This is a genomic window from Solibacillus sp. FSL R5-0691 (assembly GCF_037974225.1).
Lineage (GTDB): Bacteria > Bacillota > Bacilli > Bacillales_A > Planococcaceae > Solibacillus.
In genome coordinates this window covers 3,283,762-3,300,129 of sequence record NZ_CP150231.1, presented here as the reverse complement: position 1 = coordinate 3,300,129, position 16,368 = coordinate 3,283,762, and the positions used below count along the sequence as shown (strand labels likewise).

The window sequence follows — 16,368 nt, the reverse complement described above, 5'->3', positions numbered from 1 at the left end:
AAATACCTAACCAATAAACAAATATACCATTTTTTTAATAAATGTTTAGTTTTAAATTATAAATTTTACAAATCTATGTCAATTTCCTACTCGAACTTTTATATTCTTTAGTACGCTAAAGTTTTTTCAGAAAACTCGTTGAATTCTATTATTATTCATGATAATGTATTTTTTATTATTAAGAATTTAGTGCACGTAATGTTACATGAATGAGTGAGAAGTTATTTTAATAAAAAATATAGGAAAGGGAGATGGAGAATTTGACTATTTGTGAAAATATTAAAAAGAAGTATATTCGCCTTTCGAAGGGGCAGCGGAAAGTTGCACAGTTTGTTATGGATAATCCGAATATAGTAGGGACACATACCGCTTCCGAAGTAGGAAGGTTAGCAGATGTAAGTGAATCAACTGTCATCAGATTTTGCTACTCAATGGATTTAGCCGGTTTTAGTGAGCTCCAGGAAAAACTCAAGGGATATTTAATGGAAAAAGGTGAATCAACTGAAGATAAACAAGCGATGCCTGTTAAAAAAATCCGAAATCATATTGGAGCAGATATTGTAAAAAAAGATATCGCCAACATATCAAAAACTTTCAACCAGCTAAAAGAGCAGGATGTTGAAGAAGTTGTACAATTACTACATACAGCGAAAAAAATCCACTTTTTAGGTTTCAGACAGTCGACACCAGTTGCATTTTGGATGTACAGCAATGTCAATCGGTTACGAAACCATGTTCATTTTATTCCCCATGAGGCAGACAAAATTGCTCAACAACTGGCATATATGGATGAAGATTCATTGCTTTTCATAATATCACTTGATGAAGAGTACGAAGATATGGCGACAACAGTAGAAATTGCCAAAAGAAAAAATGCAAAAATTGTTGCAATTCGTAATGAAGAGCTCAAATCACAAGCGGAACCGGCTAACCCTGTACTTATCGTTCCAAATATAAAGGAATCTGGGGTTACATGTACAATTGCCATTTTCTCTCTTTTGAATATTTTAGTAGAATCAATGGTAAACCAAGATCCGCAGCAATATGAGCAGTATACTAAAAAAGCAAAAAGCACGGTCGGTATGTCTAATTTAATAGCAATTAGCTAAAACTGTCATGGCTGCCTCATAGCCATGACAGTTTTCTTTTTGCTTAATGAGATTGGTAAATCTTCTATTTTTCACTTTCTGAACGTTATGTTAAAATGAAGAGCGAAAAGCATTTAATAGGAGGCTCACTCATGAGTAAAACATTAGTTTTCGGACATAAAAACCCAGATACAGATACAATTACTTCAGCAATTGTTTATGCATATTTAAAACAACAATTAGGTGTAGATGCAGAAGCGGTTCGCCTTGGAGAATTAAATAACGAAACAAAGTATGCACTGGAAAAATTCAATTTTGAAGCGCCACGTCTAATTGCTAACGTAAAAGATGAAGGCGCAAAAGTAATTTTAGTGGATCATAATGAGTTCCAGCAATCAGCAGATGGAATCGAAGAAGTACAAATTTCGGAAGTGATCGACCATCACCGTATTGCAAACTTTGTAACAGCTGACCCGGTTTATTTCCGTGCGGAGCCTGTAGGATGTACAGCAACAATTTTAAATAAATTATTTAAAGAAAATAATGTGGAAATTCCGGCTAATATTGCTGGTTTAATGCTTTCTGCGATTATTTCGGATACATTACTATTCAAGTCTCCTACATGTACAGAGCAAGATGTGAAGGCCGGTGAAGAACTGGCAGCTATTGCAAATGTCGATGCTGCACAATACGGTTTAGCTATGCTAAAAGCAGGTGCGGACCTTTCAGATAAATCATTGGAAGATTTATTATCATTGGACGCAAAAGGCTTTGAATTTGGTCAGTATAAAGCGACGGTTGCCCAAGTAAATGCGGTTGATATCGAAGACGTTCTTGGACGCCAGGAAGAGCTTGAAAACTTACTGAACAAAAATATAGCTGATAACGGCCTGGATTTATTCTTCTTTGTCGTAACAGATATTTTAAACAATGATTCAACAGCAGTTGCAGCTGGACAAGTTGCAGAAGAAGCTGCGAAAGCTTTCGGTGCAACAATTGTCAATGGCCGCATCAGCTTACCAGGCGTTGTATCACGCAAAAAACAAATCGTTCCCGTTTTAACTGAAAACTTAAAATAAAAAATGATGAGGCTGGGACATAACCCGAAAATGCTATTTTTCTCTTAGAGAAAAATAGCATTTTTTTGCTGAGTGTTAAAATTGATTTCCATTCCGGGACGCTTTCCGCGGGCGTGGCCTGAGCCTGTAGTCTCAGGCGTCACGCTATTCCCGCAGGAGTCGCCCTGCATTCCAATCAATTTTGCAAAATATCCGTTTCTTAATAAAGGATTTCCTGTTATTTATCGGTTATTCTACTTATGTCCCAGTCTCATTTTTTCATTTTTAACGGGTAGACGGCAGGACCTTCAATAACCTCGCCTTTTGCGTTGTAGCGTGATCCGTGGCAAGGGCAATCCCATGTATCATCTGCAACATTCCATCTTGTTTTACAGCCAAGATGTGTACATTTCGGTGCATCTGGTCTGTCGATATAGCCTTTTACAAGCTCTTTTCCAATCATCCCGCCCGTTTGCAGCATAAAGTAAAAGGTCTTCCCGAAATTCGAACGATTCGGTGAGTATAAAGCAGTTGCCGGGTTTGCAATTCTTTTAATAAGATCTGTAAGCAATGTTCCGGCAACAAGCGAAGAAGAAAGCCCCCATTTGTTGAAACCCGTTGCAATGTACAAACTGTCATCACTTGGGGATAGCTGGCCGATATATGGAATCTGATCTGCAGTCATAACATCCTGTGCACTCCAGCCGTATTCATATGGCGGAAGCTCAAAGTCTTTTGTTAGCTCATGCTGCAATGTTTCGTAAAACGGGTCTGTATCGCTCGTCGATCCGGCTGTATGTGATTGTCCGCCGTAGATGAAGTAGGGCTGATTATCGATCAGTGCTGTTCTGATAGTACGACTTTGCGCATCGATACTTAAATATTGGCCTTCCAACAGCTGTGAATATTTAGTTGCTGTCAGGTAAGAACGTTTAATTTGCAGCTTCATCGAATAAAGCTGACGAATCGATTCAATCGGATAATGTGTGCATAAAATCAGCTTTTTATAATGCACAGTATGGTCATTGCTTGTTTGAAGGCGATTTTTGGACATCTCTAATTTTGTAACCCTCGTATTTAAATAAAGTTGAGCTCCATGTTTTCTTGCTAAATGGACATACGTATTTGTGAACTGTACAGGATTGATCTGACCTTCATTTTTAATACCGAGCGCAAGTTCTACAGGAACCGAAAGCTCGATTTCTTTTGTGGCTTCAAAGGGAATGCCGATTTTTTTATAGCTTTCCGCCTCATTTAACAGCAGCTCTTTCCCTTGTGGGGTAGCTGTATATACATAGGAAGTAGCGCGGGAAAAGCTTGTGCTATTTTCGGAGGCGGCTTGTTCAATAGCTCGCTTATTCGCCTCGTAGTAAATTTTCCCGTCTTCTTCATTTAATTTTGAGTAAATGAGGTTATGCTGCACTGTCAATTTTCCAGTCGAATAGCCGGTTGTTCCTTGTGCAAACTGAGGCATTGCTTCGATAAGCACGACACTAAGCCCCTCTTTAGCAAGCGAATAGGCGGTATAAATGCCACTAATCCCGCCTCCGATTATGCATATGTCGCAGTTGATCGATTCTTGAAGGGTAGGGGCAGCAAAATCTGAATGTGTTGGGAGCCAGAGCGATTGTTTCAAAATATCACCTTTTTATTTTTTAGCATTGGGCATTTGACGAGGATTTATTCAGGAGTTGTCACATATTAAATATTTCCGGGCCAGAGGGGTAGTTTCAAACATTGTACTTTTGTATTGTTGCTCGCTACAATACAAGACAAGGAGAGTGATTAGCATGAAAATCGAAGTATGGTCCGACTATGTATGTCCTTTTTGCTATATCGGCAAGAAACAATTGGAAATCGCATTAGATGAACTTGGTTATGGAGAGGCGATTGAAGTATCATATAAAAGCTATTTATTAGATCCTTCTACACCTGTTGATACGAATAGCTCTGTTTACGAAGAATTGTCCCGAAAGTATCAAATTTCATTAGATGAAGTGAAGAAAATGACAGCAAATGTTACAGCTCGCGCCAAAGAAGTAGGGCTCGAGTACAACTTTGATGACATGAAAAGTGCAAACACTGTAAAAGCGCACCGTTTAGCAAAATGGGCTGAAACGGAAGGGAAAGAACAGCAGTTCACAGAGCGCGTTTTAAAAGCCTACTTTTTAGAAGGTGAAGCAATTGGAAAAACTGACGTATTGCTGACATTGGCAAAAGAAGTCGGCTTATCTGCAGAAAAAGCGCGTCAAGTTATTGAAAGCGATGAGTATATGGAACAGGTACAGCAGGATATTGCGGTCGCTCAAAATTTAGGTGTACGCGGTGTACCTTTCTTTGTCATTGATAATAAGTATGGAATTTCAGGTGCACAGCCACAGGAAGTATTTGAACAAACAATCGAAAAGGCAGCGCAGGAAAGTGGGTTGCGTAAGCCCTTGAAAATGCAAGGTGTAGACGGGGCTGCGTGTACTGACGATTCTTGTGATATTTAACAGGAGTTCATGTTGTATTAACGGGAGATTTTACCTGGATTCGTATTTTTATATAAAAGTGAAATAGGAATTCAGACTAAAGTATGAGGATAATCTAATTGATTTTTTTAGGTTGTTCTTTTATTATATATAAGTGCCTCGAATTTGAGATACTCTAAAACAAGATAAAAATTCAAAAAATAAATAAGATTGAGATAGTAGGGAGAAATGAAAATGACAAACGTATTAGTAGTAAAAGCAAATAACCGTCCAGACGGCGTATCAACAAAAATGTATGAAACATTCATGGCGGAAGTAGCGAACGTTGAAGGTTTAAACGTAACATCTTTTGATGTATTTGAAGAGAATATGCCATATTTTGGTCAAGAATTATTCAATGCATTCGGTAAAGCACAAGCAGGCGAAGAATTATCAGCAATCGAAGCAGGTTCATTAGCTGCTTTCAATAAATCTCGTGAAGCATTAACAGCTGCAGATGTAGTAGTATTTGCGTTCCCGTTATGGAACTTAACAATTCCTGCAGCATTACAATCATTTATCGATTACACTTATGGCGCAGGCTATTCATTCAAATACAATGAACAAGGTCAATTAGTAAGCTTAATGACTGACAAAAAATATATCGTATTAAACGCTCGCGGCGGTATTTACTCAACACCACAAGCATCTGCTTCAGAAATGTCTGTAAACTACATTAATGCAGTTATCGGCGGCGTATATGGTATGGAAAAAATTGATGAAGTTATTATCGAAGGTCATGCTTCGAATCCAGCTGGTGCCGAACAAATTATTGCTGATGGCTTAGAAAAAGTAAAAGCTGCAGCGCAAAACTTGGCAAAAGTAACAGCTTAATTTAATTATTCATATAGTAGAGAAGGGTTGCTCACAAAGTTGTGGGCTCCCTTCTTTTTTTAGTCGGGTAACAGCGTGTCTTAAGGTAAAATGTCACTTGGCAGTAAGCTACTTACTTTTCGTAATTAATGAGAAGTGGTAATATAATAAGTAGCAGTTAAATAAATTTAGTTTTAGAGTAGTGAATATGAGGTGAAGAAAATGAAAGAATCAGCACTATGTCCGCGCCTGTCAAAAGCAATGGAGCTTGTAGGAAAACGCTGGACAGCTTTAATTATTTATCAATTGTTGGAAGGGCCTCAACGTTTCAATGCAATCGAAGCTGCATTACCGATTAGTGGACGCTTACTGTCGGAGCGACTAAAGGAACTCGAAAAAGAAGGTATTGTTGAACGGAAAGTGTTTTCAGAAGTACCGGTTCGTGTTGAGTATAATTTAACCGATAAAGGGCGTTCACTTGAACAAACTGTGAGAGAAATTGAAATATGGGCAAAAACTTGGTTATAAATCTTGCTGTTTTACTTGTAAAAAGCGTTATAAAAACAGATACTTAAAAAATACGTCAGCTTTACAGGAAAGGAAAATGTTTTTTATGACAATTCAACAGTGGGAAAATGATTTATTACAATGGATTCCTTCAACTAATATAAAAAAAAATGAAACATTAAAAAAATATACGATGACAAAACTTGGCGGTAAGGCAGATATTTTAGTACTGCCGAAAACTGAAGAGCAAGCAGCAGCAGTCGTTAAGTATGCATACGAAAATAATGTACCGCTACTCATGCTGGGGAACGGCTCCAATATGGTTGTACGTGATGGCGGGGTACGTGGTATCGTCCTGCATTTTGCTTTACTGGACGAAATTCGCATTGAAGGTGAAACGGTTTATGCTCAAAGTGGGGCATTGATCAAAGAAGTATCAAAACAAGTTGCAGCTCAAAGCTTAACCGGTTTTGAGTTTGCATGTGGTATTCCAGGGTCAATAGGCGGAGCAATGGCAATGAATGCAGGTGCGTACGGTGGTGAAGTTAAAGACATCGTCACATCATGTAAAGTATTGACACCGGAAGGAGAGGTTCTTGAGTTGAACAATGAGCAACTAGAACTTTCTTACCGTAAAAGCATCATTGCTAAAAAAGGCTATTTTGTACTGTCTGCTACGTTCCAATTAGCACATGGTGATCAAAAGCAAATCGATGAGAAAATTGCCGATTTAACATTCCAGCGTGAATCGAAGCAGCCGCTTGAATACCCTTCAGCAGGCAGTGTATTCAAGCGCCCGCCAGGTTATTTTGCAGGTAAGCTTATTCAGGATAGTGAATTGCAAGGTAAAGGTGTCGGAGGGGCAGAAGTTTCTACAAAGCATGCAGGATTTATCGTCAATAAAAACAATGCCACGGCAAAGGATTATATTGATACAATTCAAATGGTACAGCGTGTTGTAAAAGAGAAGTATGATATCGACTTGGAAATGGAAGTAAAAATTGTCGGTGAAGACTAATCTTGGATGATATAAAATGACTTCAACTCGTGCTAGTTTAGCGCGGGTTCTCTTTTTTTAATGGATAATTTTAATATGAGTTACATAAAGGGAGTAGGATAGATGAAATTTATTTCGTGGAATGTAAATGGGATTCGTGCATGTGTAAATAAAGGGTTTTTGGATTATTTCCGTGAAATGGATACGGACTTTTTCTGTATCCAGGAAACAAAATGCCAGGTAGGACAGATTGATCTTCAACTGGAAGGATATTATCAATATTGGCACTCGGCAGTGAAAAAAGGTTACTCTGGTACAGCTGTCTTTACGAAACATGAACCGTTAGCAGTGTATTACGGTATCGAAAATGAAATAGCGGCAGATGAAGGACGTATCCTTACATTGGAATATGAAAATTTTTATTTAGTGAATACATACACACCGAATGCCAAAAGGGATTTAACTCGTTTGGAAGAGCGGTTGCAATGGGAAGACCGTATGGCACTCTATTTGAAGGAACTTGATGCGAAAAAGCCCGTCATTTATTGTGGAGATTTAAATGTTGCACATAGCGAATTGGATATTAAAAATGTGAAATCCAATATCGGAAATTCCGGATTTACATATGAAGAGCGCGGGAAAATGACAGATTTGCTTGCAAGCGGTTTTACAGATTCGTTTCGGCATTTCCATCCGGACCTAACCGACCACTTTACATGGTGGAGTTATATGGCGAAAGTACGCGAAAGAAATATCGGCTGGCGCATTGACTATTTTATCATCTCCGACCGGCTTGTAGATAAGGTTGAGGAAGCATCCATACATTCAGAAATTTTAGGTAGCGATCATTGCCCTATCGTATTAAAATTAAAAACGGTGTAAGATGAATAGACTAATAGAAACAGAACTTTTGCAGCATATTAAAGCTTTGTGAAAAAGAGAAAAAAAGAGGTGGAATTTATGGCACAACAGGCGAAAAAGTCAAAATGGCGCAAATTTATAAACATCGCCATTTGGGCAGTCGGGATTTTAATTATTATAGGTGGTGCGGCGGTAGCAGGATTGCACTTATACGTATCCAATTCTAAACCTGTCATTGAAGGTGAACTTGCAGTATCCATTTTAGATGATGATGTGGAAGTTACGAGAGATGGTGTAGGAGTACCGCATATTGTGGCCAAGTCCGATGCAGATCTTTATCGTGCTCAAGGCTATGTCCAGGCACAGGATCGTTTATTCCAAATGGATTTGGCACGCCGTCAAGCAAGTGGTACTTTAGCTGAGGTAGTAGGGGAATCTGCGGTAAATACAGATAAGTTTTTCCGTACATTCAGTTTACGACAGGCTGCAGAGTTATCATGGGATGACTATGATGCACAGTCAAAACAAATTCTTGAATGGTATGCGGATGGGGTAAATGCTTTTATCGATGAAGTAAAAGGTACAAGCAAACTTTCATATGAATTCAAATTACTTGGGTATACACCTGAAGCTTGGTCACCGATTGATTCATTGACAATCGGAAAATACATGGCATATGACTTAGGCGGAAACTGGAATCAGCAGGCTTTCCGTTCATGGGCAATGCAGAATTATACAAAAGAACAAGCTGAAGAATTATTTGTAGAATACCCTGAAAACGCTCAATCAATTATTGAGGCAAATTTAAATCTTGAAACGGATATTGCAAGCGCCATTCCAACGGATTATTTGCCGTCAGAACATAACGGCAGTAATAACTGGGTTATAAGCGGTGACCTGACAAAATCAGGTAAACCATTACTTGCAGATGATCCGCATCTAGGATTAAGCACGCCATCTGTATGGTATCAAATGCATCTGCAATCACCTGAACAAAATGTTAGTGGTGTCATTTTTGCAGGGATTCCTGGAATTATTCTTGGACATAACGAAGAGATTGCATGGGGTGTAACAAATGTGAACCCGGATGTGCAAGATTTATATATTGAAACACCAAACCCGGAAAACCCGTATGAATTTGAGTATGACGGTGAATGGGAAGAGGCAACTGTACGACAAGAGCCGATCAAAGTAAAAGACGGTGAAACGGTTGACTTTGAAGTTGTGGAGACACGCCACGGTCCAGTCATCTCTAATATTATGCTGAAAGATACTGAGATGAAAGAGCAATTCTCTATGCAGTGGACAGCACTGCAATCAACACAGGAATTAAAAGCAGTTCTAGGCTTCAATAAAGCGACAAATTGGGAAGAGTTCGAAGTTGCACTAGAAGACTTTAAAGCACCGGCACAAAACTTTGTGTTTGCTTCAACTGATGGAACAATTGCATACAAAGCAAATGGTCTAGTACCGATCCGTAAACAAGGTACAGGTTCATTACCGGTACCAGGTAACTCTTCGGAATACGGCTGGGAAAGCTATATTCCATTTGATGAGCTGCCAACGGTTATTAATCCGGAAGAAGGCTTTATTGCAACAGCGAACAATCAAGTGGTAGGCGAGGAATACCCTTACCATATTTCGAATCTTTGGGCACAGCCTTATCGATATGAGCGAATCGTAGAGATGATTAAAACACCGATGTATGATGAGGAAACAGGTGAATTATTAAAGCTTTCTGTTGCGGAAATGAAAGGTATGCAAATGGATAAGAAGAATTTGCATGCAGTAGAATTTTTACCAGACTTGCTTGAAACGATTAAAGCTCAAGATCAAGATGGTAAGTACAAAAATGTCATTACGCTTCTGGAAGAATGGGAGTATTACGATGACAAAGACCAAGGCGCACCACTTGTGTACCATTTCTTAATCGAAAACATGGAAAAAGCATTGTTCCAGGATGCAATGCCGGAAGATGTGTATAAATTAATGCCTGGCAAATCGCAAATTACAGACCAAATGCTGCGTGATGCATATGCAGGTAATTCGGGTGTCTGGATTACAGAAGAAGGCGGACTGGATAAATTCGTATATACTGCCTTCGAGGATGCTGTAACGAAGATTAAAGGTAAATACGGGACATCCGTTTCAAAATGGAAATGGGGCAGCTATAATCAGCTTACATTTAAACATCCATTAGCAAGTGCGTCGGACTTTTTAGCGGACTATGTCAACCCTGAAAAACTGCCGGTTGGCGGGTCTAGTGTTACCGTACAGGCAGCTTCCGAAGATGGCAGCGGAAATGTAAATCACGGTGCATCGTGGCGTTTTGTTGCAGACTTGGATAATTTAAATACAGCACATCACATTGTCGGTCCAGGACAAAGTGGACATGTGAAGTCAAAATGGTACGACAACCAAGTTTCAAACTGGGTATACGGCCGTTACCATAAAACAAATATTAATGGCGATATTAATACGAAGTACGAGTTAATTTTAAAAGCCGAATAGAAGTAAACACCCTTTTTCTCAACGAGAAAAAGGGTGTTTTAATTTCTGGATGCATTTTTTGCGCTTAATTTGATGAGTTTACTAAAGGCAGAAAGTAGTATACTGATATTTATAAAGTAAGCTAAAATATAGAGGTATAGTTTTTAATTCAAAAGTAAAAAAGTCACATATTCTAATCGAAATGTTTGAGTTAAATTACTTTGCGTTATATGATTATAGAAGAGAATCCAGTTTTATAAATGAGGCGAAAGATGACAATGTCAGGTATTATATTAGTAAATGTAACAGAAGAAATTGTAAAAGGGCTTGTAAGTTTTCTGCTGCATGGCGTTGAATATCAAACATTTTGTCATTGTGAACAATGTGAGATGGATGTGAATGCAATTGTTTTAAATATATTGCCGGCTCGTTATGTTACTTCAAACGAAACGAGAGATGCTGTATTTAAACAAATGAGCACACCGGAAAATCTTGAGGAAATCAACAAACAGATTATCCGTGCCCTTCACATTGTTAAACAATATCCTAAACATCCATAAGAAATGATTCAATGCATTCTTTATGTATATAAGCAGTTACGAGCAAGTTTTATAAAAGGTAAAAGGAAGAGGTTATTCAATTAGGGGCATACTAATTGCAATAGCCTTTTTCTTTTAATGCCTTTTAGCGTAGGAAGCTGTTTATATAAGCCGTAATTCACGGAAATGACGGACTAACCTGCTTCCTGTCTTGCGATAGCCGAATCGTTATGGAATGAGCCAATGTAATTTAAGCGTTTACTGTTTTCAGTTAACTTTTTGCGTGTAATTGTAGTAAACTGAAAGAAGCAATTGGAAAGAGAGGGAACAGCTATGCCAACACCTAGCATGGAGGACCACATTGAACAAATTTATCTACTAATTGAACATAAAGGGTATGCACGTGTGTCCGATATTGCTGAAGCTTTATCTGTTCTACCTTCCTCCGTTACAAAAATGGTGCAGAAATTGGATAAAGACGGCTATTTAATATATGAAAAATATAGAGGCTTAACATTAACGCCAAAAGGGCAAAAGTTAGGAAAGAGACTTGTTCAGCGACATGATTTGCTGGAACAATTTTTGCGTTTAATAGGGGTTGATGAAGAACGTATATATGAAGACGTTGAAGGTATTGAACATCACTTGAGCTGGAATTCCATTGATCGCATTGCAGATCTGGTCCAGCTTTTAGAAGAAGAGCCTCAATTGACCAAGAAGCTGGAAGAAATGAAATCAAATCATAGTATGTAATGATTGACTAGAAAAAGGAGAATATGATGAATCAATTAATAAAATCAGGACAAGTTGTGGAATTAACGGTATTGGAAGAGCAAGGGTCACGTTATATTTTAACGAATGGTGAGTTGGAAATTCCTTTAAATGCATCAGATGTAATAGAAGAAATTGCAATCGGCGATGTTTTAAAAGTTTTCCTTTATACGGACCGTCGTGGAGACCTTCAGGCAACGACAGCCATTCCGCATATTACAGAAGCGGATTATGGTTGGGCACGAGTGTTGAAAGTGACAAAAGAAGGGGCTTTCTGTGATATTGGTACTTCCCGCGAAGTATTAGTGCGTGCTGAAGACTTACCTGCAATTGAAGAAGTGTGGCCGGAAGCGGGAGATCATTTGTATATTACATTACGAACAGATCGCAACGGGGATTTATTCGGTCGTTTAATTACAGAAGAAAAGGTTAATGACATGTTTGAAGGCGCAGCAGAAGATATGTTCAATAAAAACATTACAGCTCGACCATACCGTCTATTACCGGTAGGTTCGTTTTTATTAGGCGTTGAAAACCCTTATCGTATTTTCGTACACGAATCGGAAATGAAAGCTGAGCCACGTCTAGGACAAGAAGTGCAAGTGCGCATTATTGATGTGAAGGAAGATGGCTCGTTGAACGGCTCATTCTTACCCCGAAAACATGAGCGTTTAGGTGATGATGCGGAAAAAATCTTCGCCTATTTGGAAAGTGTCGGTGGGAAGATGCCATTTGGCGATAAGTCAACACCGGAGGAAATATCCGAAATGTTCAATATGAGTAAAGGTTCGTTTAAACGTGCACTAGGTACTTTAATGAAAGCACGCAAAATTACGCAAAAAGACGGCTGGACAGAAATCGTTTAGATACAAATATAAGTAAAAGGGGAAATACATATGAAACCTTTTACTTTTTTTATTCGTATTATTTAAAGAATGTATAGCAAAGTTGGACAATATATACATTCGCAAAGGGGGATATACAAATGAGACAAAAATGGATGGCAGTCATCGCAGCATTCGCTTTATTGATTTCTTTCGTTTTACCAATGAGCGCTTCTGCGGCTACTACAGAACAAAAAAATCCAATCAATGAAAAGCTCGGTGTACCAATCGTTGTTTATGGAAGCAATTTATCTGCTGATGAAAAGGAATTAGTGAAAACTGCTTTACGTGTAGATCAGGAATCAGAAGTAGATGAAATTACAATTTCAGGACAGGATTTAGCTAAATATATAAAAGATAGTAACCCAAGTTCACGCATGTTTTCATCTGCTAAAATTACGCGTCAAGATGCTGGTAAAGGACTTACGATTAGTATCGTAACACCAGATAATATTACACAGGTAACATCGGAAATGTATGCAAATGCCATGTTAACAGCAGGTATTGAAGATGCGATTGTGGAAATTGCTGCACCAAAACCGGTAACAGGTCACTCGGCATTAGTCGGGATATACAAAGCATATGAAGCAAAAACAGGTGAGACATTAGATATCGAGCGTACAGATGTTGCAAATGACGAATTATCCGTTGCTACATCAATTGCTGAATCGGCAGGCGTTTCAGATGCACAAGTTTCTGAATTATTAACAGAAATTAAAAAAGCTATTGCAGAAAATAAACCGGGAACAAAAGAAGAAGTTCAGCAAATTGTTGAAGAACAATTGAACAAACTGCAAATCAATTTAAGTGAAAAAGACCGTCAGCTTTTAGTGGATTTAATGAACCGAATTAGTAATTTAAATATCGACTTCGGTAAATTATCATCACAGCTTTCGGATTTAACGGCAAAATTCGATGAAAAGTTCGGGGCGATATTAGAGGATGAAGGATTTTGGCAAAGCGTCAAAAACTTCTTCAATAATTTAATCAATACCATTTCATCCTGGTTCAAATAAAATAGTCGTTCAGTGAAAGCACTCATAAATTCGGGTGCTTTTATTTTTATTGAAAATTCAAATTATGGTATATTGTGAAGTACAGAAGGAGGGAGAAATATGGAATTTATTTATAAAGACAAAGGGAACAACTATGGTGCTTTGGAATATGAAAAGGACGGTCAACGTGTTGCTGAGATTACCTGGTTTTTACGTGATGGTGTCATGAATATGGATCATACGTATGTTTCTGATGTACTGCGCGGTCAAGGGGTAGCCAAAAAGCTTTTAGATGCTGCTGCGGATTATGCACGGGAAAACAATTACAAAATGAATGCCCTTTGTTCATATGTCGTTTCTTCATTCCAAAAAAGCGATGCGTATGACGATGTAAAAGTATAGCAATATACAAAAAACACGATTTTCTTTTTTTAGAAAATCGTGTTTTATTATGGAATTATAACTTTATTTTGTTTTAATAGCATGTTAATTAAAAACCTACAAATAATGAAATCAGAGCTGTAACTACTGCGGAAACACCGAGAAGCGAAAGGATTTCGGTACCTTTATATGTAATTTCTTTGTTGTGGAACATAGCGACCACTCCTTTATTTTTTTATTTATATATATTTATCCAATTCAGGTAGTTTTTAATCCTATAACACCGAATGTTTTAAAAGAATTTCGCAGGGTATATTAATTTATATGAAAAGGGAAATTAAATTCCGAAATAGGAGGTAATATTATTATGGCTAAATTAAAAGGTAAAGGCGTTGTAGTTGCAGGATTATTAGCGGGTGCCGCTTCATTTTTAAGTAAAAAGGAAAATCGTGATAAAGCAATGGATTATTTGAATAAAGCAAAAGGAAAAGTAAACGAAAGCGGTGGCGTGCAGGGCTTGATGGAGAAAGTTCAAGGCAAATCTGCTGGTTACAGTAATGAAGATGCACATCCATCATCAACTGGTGATTTGGATACAAATGTTGCGAAATCAGCTTCAGTCGGGAAAGATGATTACAAGAAAGAATCACTGGAGGAAGTTGCATCGACAGCTGGAGAAGTATCAGACCATACTTTAGAGGGTAACCAAATGGTTGAAGAAGGCGGTCAAACAACACTGGAATATTACAACCATGAACAGGACAAACGTGCATAAGCAGTCCGATCCTTTATATAAAAACAAGGCAGGCGGGAAATTAGCCGCCTTTTTTTATATTTTTTGTGGTTAGCAATTAAAAAGGGTTTGTCTTGAAACGTTAATAAATCGTTTCAGACAAACCCTTTAACATATATAAAGATTAAGCGTTAGCTGTTTCTTTTTTCATTGTTTTGTTTTTAGCAAGGTTAACGTGCCAAGATAAAGCTTCCTCTAAGATATGAGGAGTGTGCGCGCCGCCAGTTGCTTCGTAAGCGCGGTTATAGTAATCCCATAACTGCTCTTTGAAATCTGGGTGAGCACAGTTTTCGATGATTAATTTTACGCGCTCTTTTGGAGCAAGTCCACGTAAATCAGCGATACCTTGTTCAGTTACAATTACGTCTACATCGTGTTCAGTATGGTCTACGTGAGAAACCATTGGTACGATTGAAGAAATCGCGCCGCCTTTTGCGTATGATTTCGTTACGAAGATACCAAGACGAGCGTTACGTGCGAAGTCACCAGAACCGCCGATACCGTTCATCATTTTAGTACCTGAAACGTGTGTAGAGTTTACGTTACCATAAATATCTAACTCAAGAGCAGTGTTGATTGAAATTAAGCCCAAACGACGGATAAGCTCTGGGTGGTTAGAGATTTCTTGAGGACGTAAGCAAATTTTATCAGCATACTTTTCTAAGTTGCCGTAAACTTTTTTCTGTAATTCTTCTGTAAGTGTAATAGAAGTTGCAGCAGCAAAGCGTACTTTACCAGCATCGATCAAGTTGAATACTGCATCTTGTAAAACTTCAGAAGCAACTACCAAGTTTTCGAATTCTGCATCAGCAAAGCCGTCTAATACTGCGTTTGCTACAGAACCTACACCTGATTGTAATGGCATTAATTCATTTGTTAAACGACCCGCTTTGATTTCAGAACGGAAGAAGTCTAATAAAATGTTTGCCATTGTTTGTGTTTCCTCATCTGGAGGAACGATTAATGAAGGAGCGTCTGGCTCTTCAGAAATAACGATTGCTTTAATTTTAGCTGGATCAACTTTAATACCGATTTCACCGATACGTTGCTCAGCATTTGTCATTGGGATCGCGTCACGCTTACCTTGTTCACCTGGAACATAAATGTCGTGAATACCGATCAATGCTTCTGGATGAGAGATATTTAATTCGATAATAATATTCTCTGCATACTCAGCGAAGATAGGAGAGTTACCTACAGAGTTAGATGGAATAATTAAGCCATCTTCTGTAATAGCAACTGCTTCTAAAATTAAGTGTTTAATAGGACCGATAATTCCTTGACGTACTAACTCAGCGTTGTGAGAAAGGTGTGCGTCTACATAAGAAATTTCGTCTTTGTTAACTAAACCGCGCATTACCGCATCCCCTTGGAAAGGACCGCGTTTGTTAATAACGCCAGCAGCAGCTAGGTAGTTATCAACTTCAGGACCTAATGAAGCCCCTGTATATACATCAATTTTGAATTTTTCATTTTTAGCGCGCTCTACTAATGCCATTGGTACAACTTTAGCGTCACCTGCGCGAGTAAATCCTGACATCCCTACAACTGTGCCATCTTGGATTAAAGCAGCAGCTTCTTCAGCAGATACAACTTTATCTACTAATTGTTTTAAACCTAAACGTTTCTCAACTCGTGGATCCATTAATAAATCCTCCCCTAATAAGTTATTTAATCG

The 16,368-nt window shown here is 38.3% G+C and carries 16 protein-coding genes; 14 read left to right on the top strand and 2 right to left on the bottom strand.

From position 1 onward, the window contains the following. The first annotated feature begins 260 nt into the window (after positions 1 to 260). Together MKY51_RS16615 and MKY51_RS16610 are read left to right on the top strand one after the other, a co-directional pair. Positions 261 to 1,109: a MurR/RpiR family transcriptional regulator gene (locus MKY51_RS16615; protein ID WP_339174109.1), complete on the top strand. Its 849-nt coding sequence runs from the start codon at positions 261 to 263 to the stop codon at positions 1,107 to 1,109. 131 nt (positions 1,110 to 1,240) lie between these two features. Next, complete coding sequence (locus MKY51_RS16610; RefSeq protein WP_339174107.1) at positions 1,241 to 2,167, top strand: manganese-dependent inorganic pyrophosphatase; 927 nt, start codon at positions 1,241 to 1,243, stop codon at positions 2,165 to 2,167. Between the two features lie 250 nt (positions 2,168 to 2,417). On the opposite strand, the gene MKY51_RS16605 is transcribed toward MKY51_RS16610, so the two are convergent. Continuing rightward, positions 2,418 to 3,782 carry an FAD-dependent oxidoreductase gene (locus MKY51_RS16605; protein WP_339174105.1) on the bottom strand — a complete coding sequence of 455 codons (1,365 nt, stop codon included), beginning with the start codon at positions 3,780 to 3,782 and terminating at the stop codon, positions 2,418 to 2,420. A 154-nt stretch (positions 3,783 to 3,936) separates the two neighbouring features. On the opposite strand from MKY51_RS16605, the gene MKY51_RS16600 reads away from it, so the two are divergent. The 12 genes from MKY51_RS16600 (at position 3,937) to MKY51_RS16545 (ending at position 14,672) form a co-directional block, all read left to right on the top strand. Beyond that, positions 3,937 to 4,641 (top strand): DsbA family oxidoreductase, encoded by a 705-nt coding sequence (locus MKY51_RS16600; protein ID WP_339174103.1) that lies wholly within the window; start codon positions 3,937 to 3,939, stop codon positions 4,639 to 4,641. A gap of 213 nt (positions 4,642 to 4,854) precedes the next feature. After that, on the top strand, positions 4,855 to 5,493 hold the full coding sequence (locus tag MKY51_RS16595) for an FMN-dependent NADH-azoreductase (protein ID WP_339174101.1): 639 nt from the start codon (positions 4,855 to 4,857) through the stop codon (positions 5,491 to 5,493). A 201-nt stretch (positions 5,494 to 5,694) separates the two neighbouring features. Further along, complete coding sequence (locus tag MKY51_RS16590; RefSeq protein WP_339174098.1) at positions 5,695 to 6,000, top strand: helix-turn-helix domain-containing protein; 306 nt, start codon at positions 5,695 to 5,697, stop codon at positions 5,998 to 6,000. An 85-nt stretch (positions 6,001 to 6,085) separates the two neighbouring features. Next, the gene (murB, locus tag MKY51_RS16585; RefSeq protein WP_339174095.1) at positions 6,086 to 6,997 is read left to right on the top strand and encodes a UDP-N-acetylmuramate dehydrogenase; all 912 of its coding nucleotides are present in this window, start codon (positions 6,086 to 6,088) and stop codon (positions 6,995 to 6,997) included. A gap of 102 nt (positions 6,998 to 7,099) precedes the next feature. Continuing rightward, the gene (locus MKY51_RS16580; RefSeq protein ID WP_339174092.1) at positions 7,100 to 7,858 is read left to right on the top strand and encodes an exodeoxyribonuclease III; all 759 of its coding nucleotides are present in this window, start codon (positions 7,100 to 7,102) and stop codon (positions 7,856 to 7,858) included. Between the two features lie 78 nt (positions 7,859 to 7,936). Beyond that, positions 7,937 to 10,348 (top strand): penicillin acylase family protein, encoded by a 2,412-nt coding sequence (locus tag MKY51_RS16575; RefSeq protein ID WP_339174090.1) that lies wholly within the window; start codon positions 7,937 to 7,939, stop codon positions 10,346 to 10,348. A gap of 257 nt (positions 10,349 to 10,605) precedes the next feature. After that, positions 10,606 to 10,887 carry a late competence development ComFB family protein gene (locus MKY51_RS16570; protein ID WP_339176665.1) on the top strand — a complete coding sequence of 94 codons (282 nt, stop codon included), beginning with the start codon at positions 10,606 to 10,608 and terminating at the stop codon, positions 10,885 to 10,887. 312 nt (positions 10,888 to 11,199) lie between these two features. After that, positions 11,200 to 11,619 carry a transcriptional regulator MntR gene (gene mntR, locus MKY51_RS16565; protein ID WP_339174086.1) on the top strand — a complete coding sequence of 140 codons (420 nt, stop codon included), beginning with the start codon at positions 11,200 to 11,202 and terminating at the stop codon, positions 11,617 to 11,619. A gap of 26 nt (positions 11,620 to 11,645) precedes the next feature. After that, positions 11,646 to 12,503 carry a S1-like domain-containing RNA-binding protein gene (locus MKY51_RS16560; RefSeq protein ID WP_339174083.1) on the top strand — a complete coding sequence of 286 codons (858 nt, stop codon included), beginning with the start codon at positions 11,646 to 11,648 and terminating at the stop codon, positions 12,501 to 12,503. Positions 12,504 to 12,622: 119 nt separating this feature from the next. Further along, positions 12,623 to 13,537, top strand: a complete 915-nt coding sequence (locus MKY51_RS16555; RefSeq protein ID WP_339174080.1) for a DUF1002 domain-containing protein — start codon at positions 12,623 to 12,625, stop codon at positions 13,535 to 13,537. A 99-nt stretch (positions 13,538 to 13,636) separates the two neighbouring features. Continuing rightward, complete coding sequence (locus tag MKY51_RS16550; protein WP_339174078.1) at positions 13,637 to 13,918, top strand: GNAT family N-acetyltransferase; 282 nt, start codon at positions 13,637 to 13,639, stop codon at positions 13,916 to 13,918. Positions 13,919 to 14,264: 346 nt separating this feature from the next. Next, positions 14,265 to 14,672, top strand: a complete 408-nt coding sequence (locus MKY51_RS16545; protein ID WP_339174076.1) for a 3-oxoacyl-ACP reductase — start codon at positions 14,265 to 14,267, stop codon at positions 14,670 to 14,672. A gap of 142 nt (positions 14,673 to 14,814) precedes the next feature. Here the strand turns inward: MKY51_RS16545 and MKY51_RS16540 are convergent, their stop codons facing one another. Beyond that, a complete protein-coding gene (locus MKY51_RS16540; RefSeq protein WP_339174073.1) occupies positions 14,815 to 16,335 on the bottom strand; it encodes a succinate CoA transferase in 1,521 nt (506 codons plus the stop codon). Positions 16,336 to 16,368: the final 33 nt, after the last annotated feature.

Coding starts and splice junctions, on each gene's coding strand:
- MKY51_RS16550 (WP_339174078.1), top strand. CDS start 13,637: ATGGAATTTATTTATAAAGACAAAGGGAACAACTATGGTGCTTTGGAA.
- MKY51_RS16610 (WP_339174107.1), top strand. CDS start 1,241: ATGAGTAAAACATTAGTTTTCGGACATAAAAACCCAGATACAGATACA.
- mntR (WP_339174086.1), top strand. CDS start 11,200: ATGCCAACACCTAGCATGGAGGACCACATTGAACAAATTTATCTACTA.
- MKY51_RS16570 (WP_339176665.1), top strand. CDS start 10,606: ATGTCAGGTATTATATTAGTAAATGTAACAGAAGAAATTGTAAAAGGG.
- MKY51_RS16545 (WP_339174076.1), top strand. CDS start 14,265: ATGGCTAAATTAAAAGGTAAAGGCGTTGTAGTTGCAGGATTATTAGCG.
- MKY51_RS16555 (WP_339174080.1), top strand. CDS start 12,623: ATGAGACAAAAATGGATGGCAGTCATCGCAGCATTCGCTTTATTGATT.
- murB (WP_339174095.1), top strand. CDS start 6,086: ATGACAATTCAACAGTGGGAAAATGATTTATTACAATGGATTCCTTCA.
- MKY51_RS16580 (WP_339174092.1), top strand. CDS start 7,100: ATGAAATTTATTTCGTGGAATGTAAATGGGATTCGTGCATGTGTAAAT.
- MKY51_RS16560 (WP_339174083.1), top strand. CDS start 11,646: ATGAATCAATTAATAAAATCAGGACAAGTTGTGGAATTAACGGTATTG.
- MKY51_RS16540 (WP_339174073.1), bottom strand. CDS start 16,335: ATGGATCCACGAGTTGAGAAACGTTTAGGTTTAAAACAATTAGTAGAT.
- MKY51_RS16575 (WP_339174090.1), top strand. CDS start 7,937: ATGGCACAACAGGCGAAAAAGTCAAAATGGCGCAAATTTATAAACATC.
- MKY51_RS16595 (WP_339174101.1), top strand. CDS start 4,855: ATGACAAACGTATTAGTAGTAAAAGCAAATAACCGTCCAGACGGCGTA.
- MKY51_RS16600 (WP_339174103.1), top strand. CDS start 3,937: ATGAAAATCGAAGTATGGTCCGACTATGTATGTCCTTTTTGCTATATC.
- MKY51_RS16590 (WP_339174098.1), top strand. CDS start 5,695: ATGAAAGAATCAGCACTATGTCCGCGCCTGTCAAAAGCAATGGAGCTT.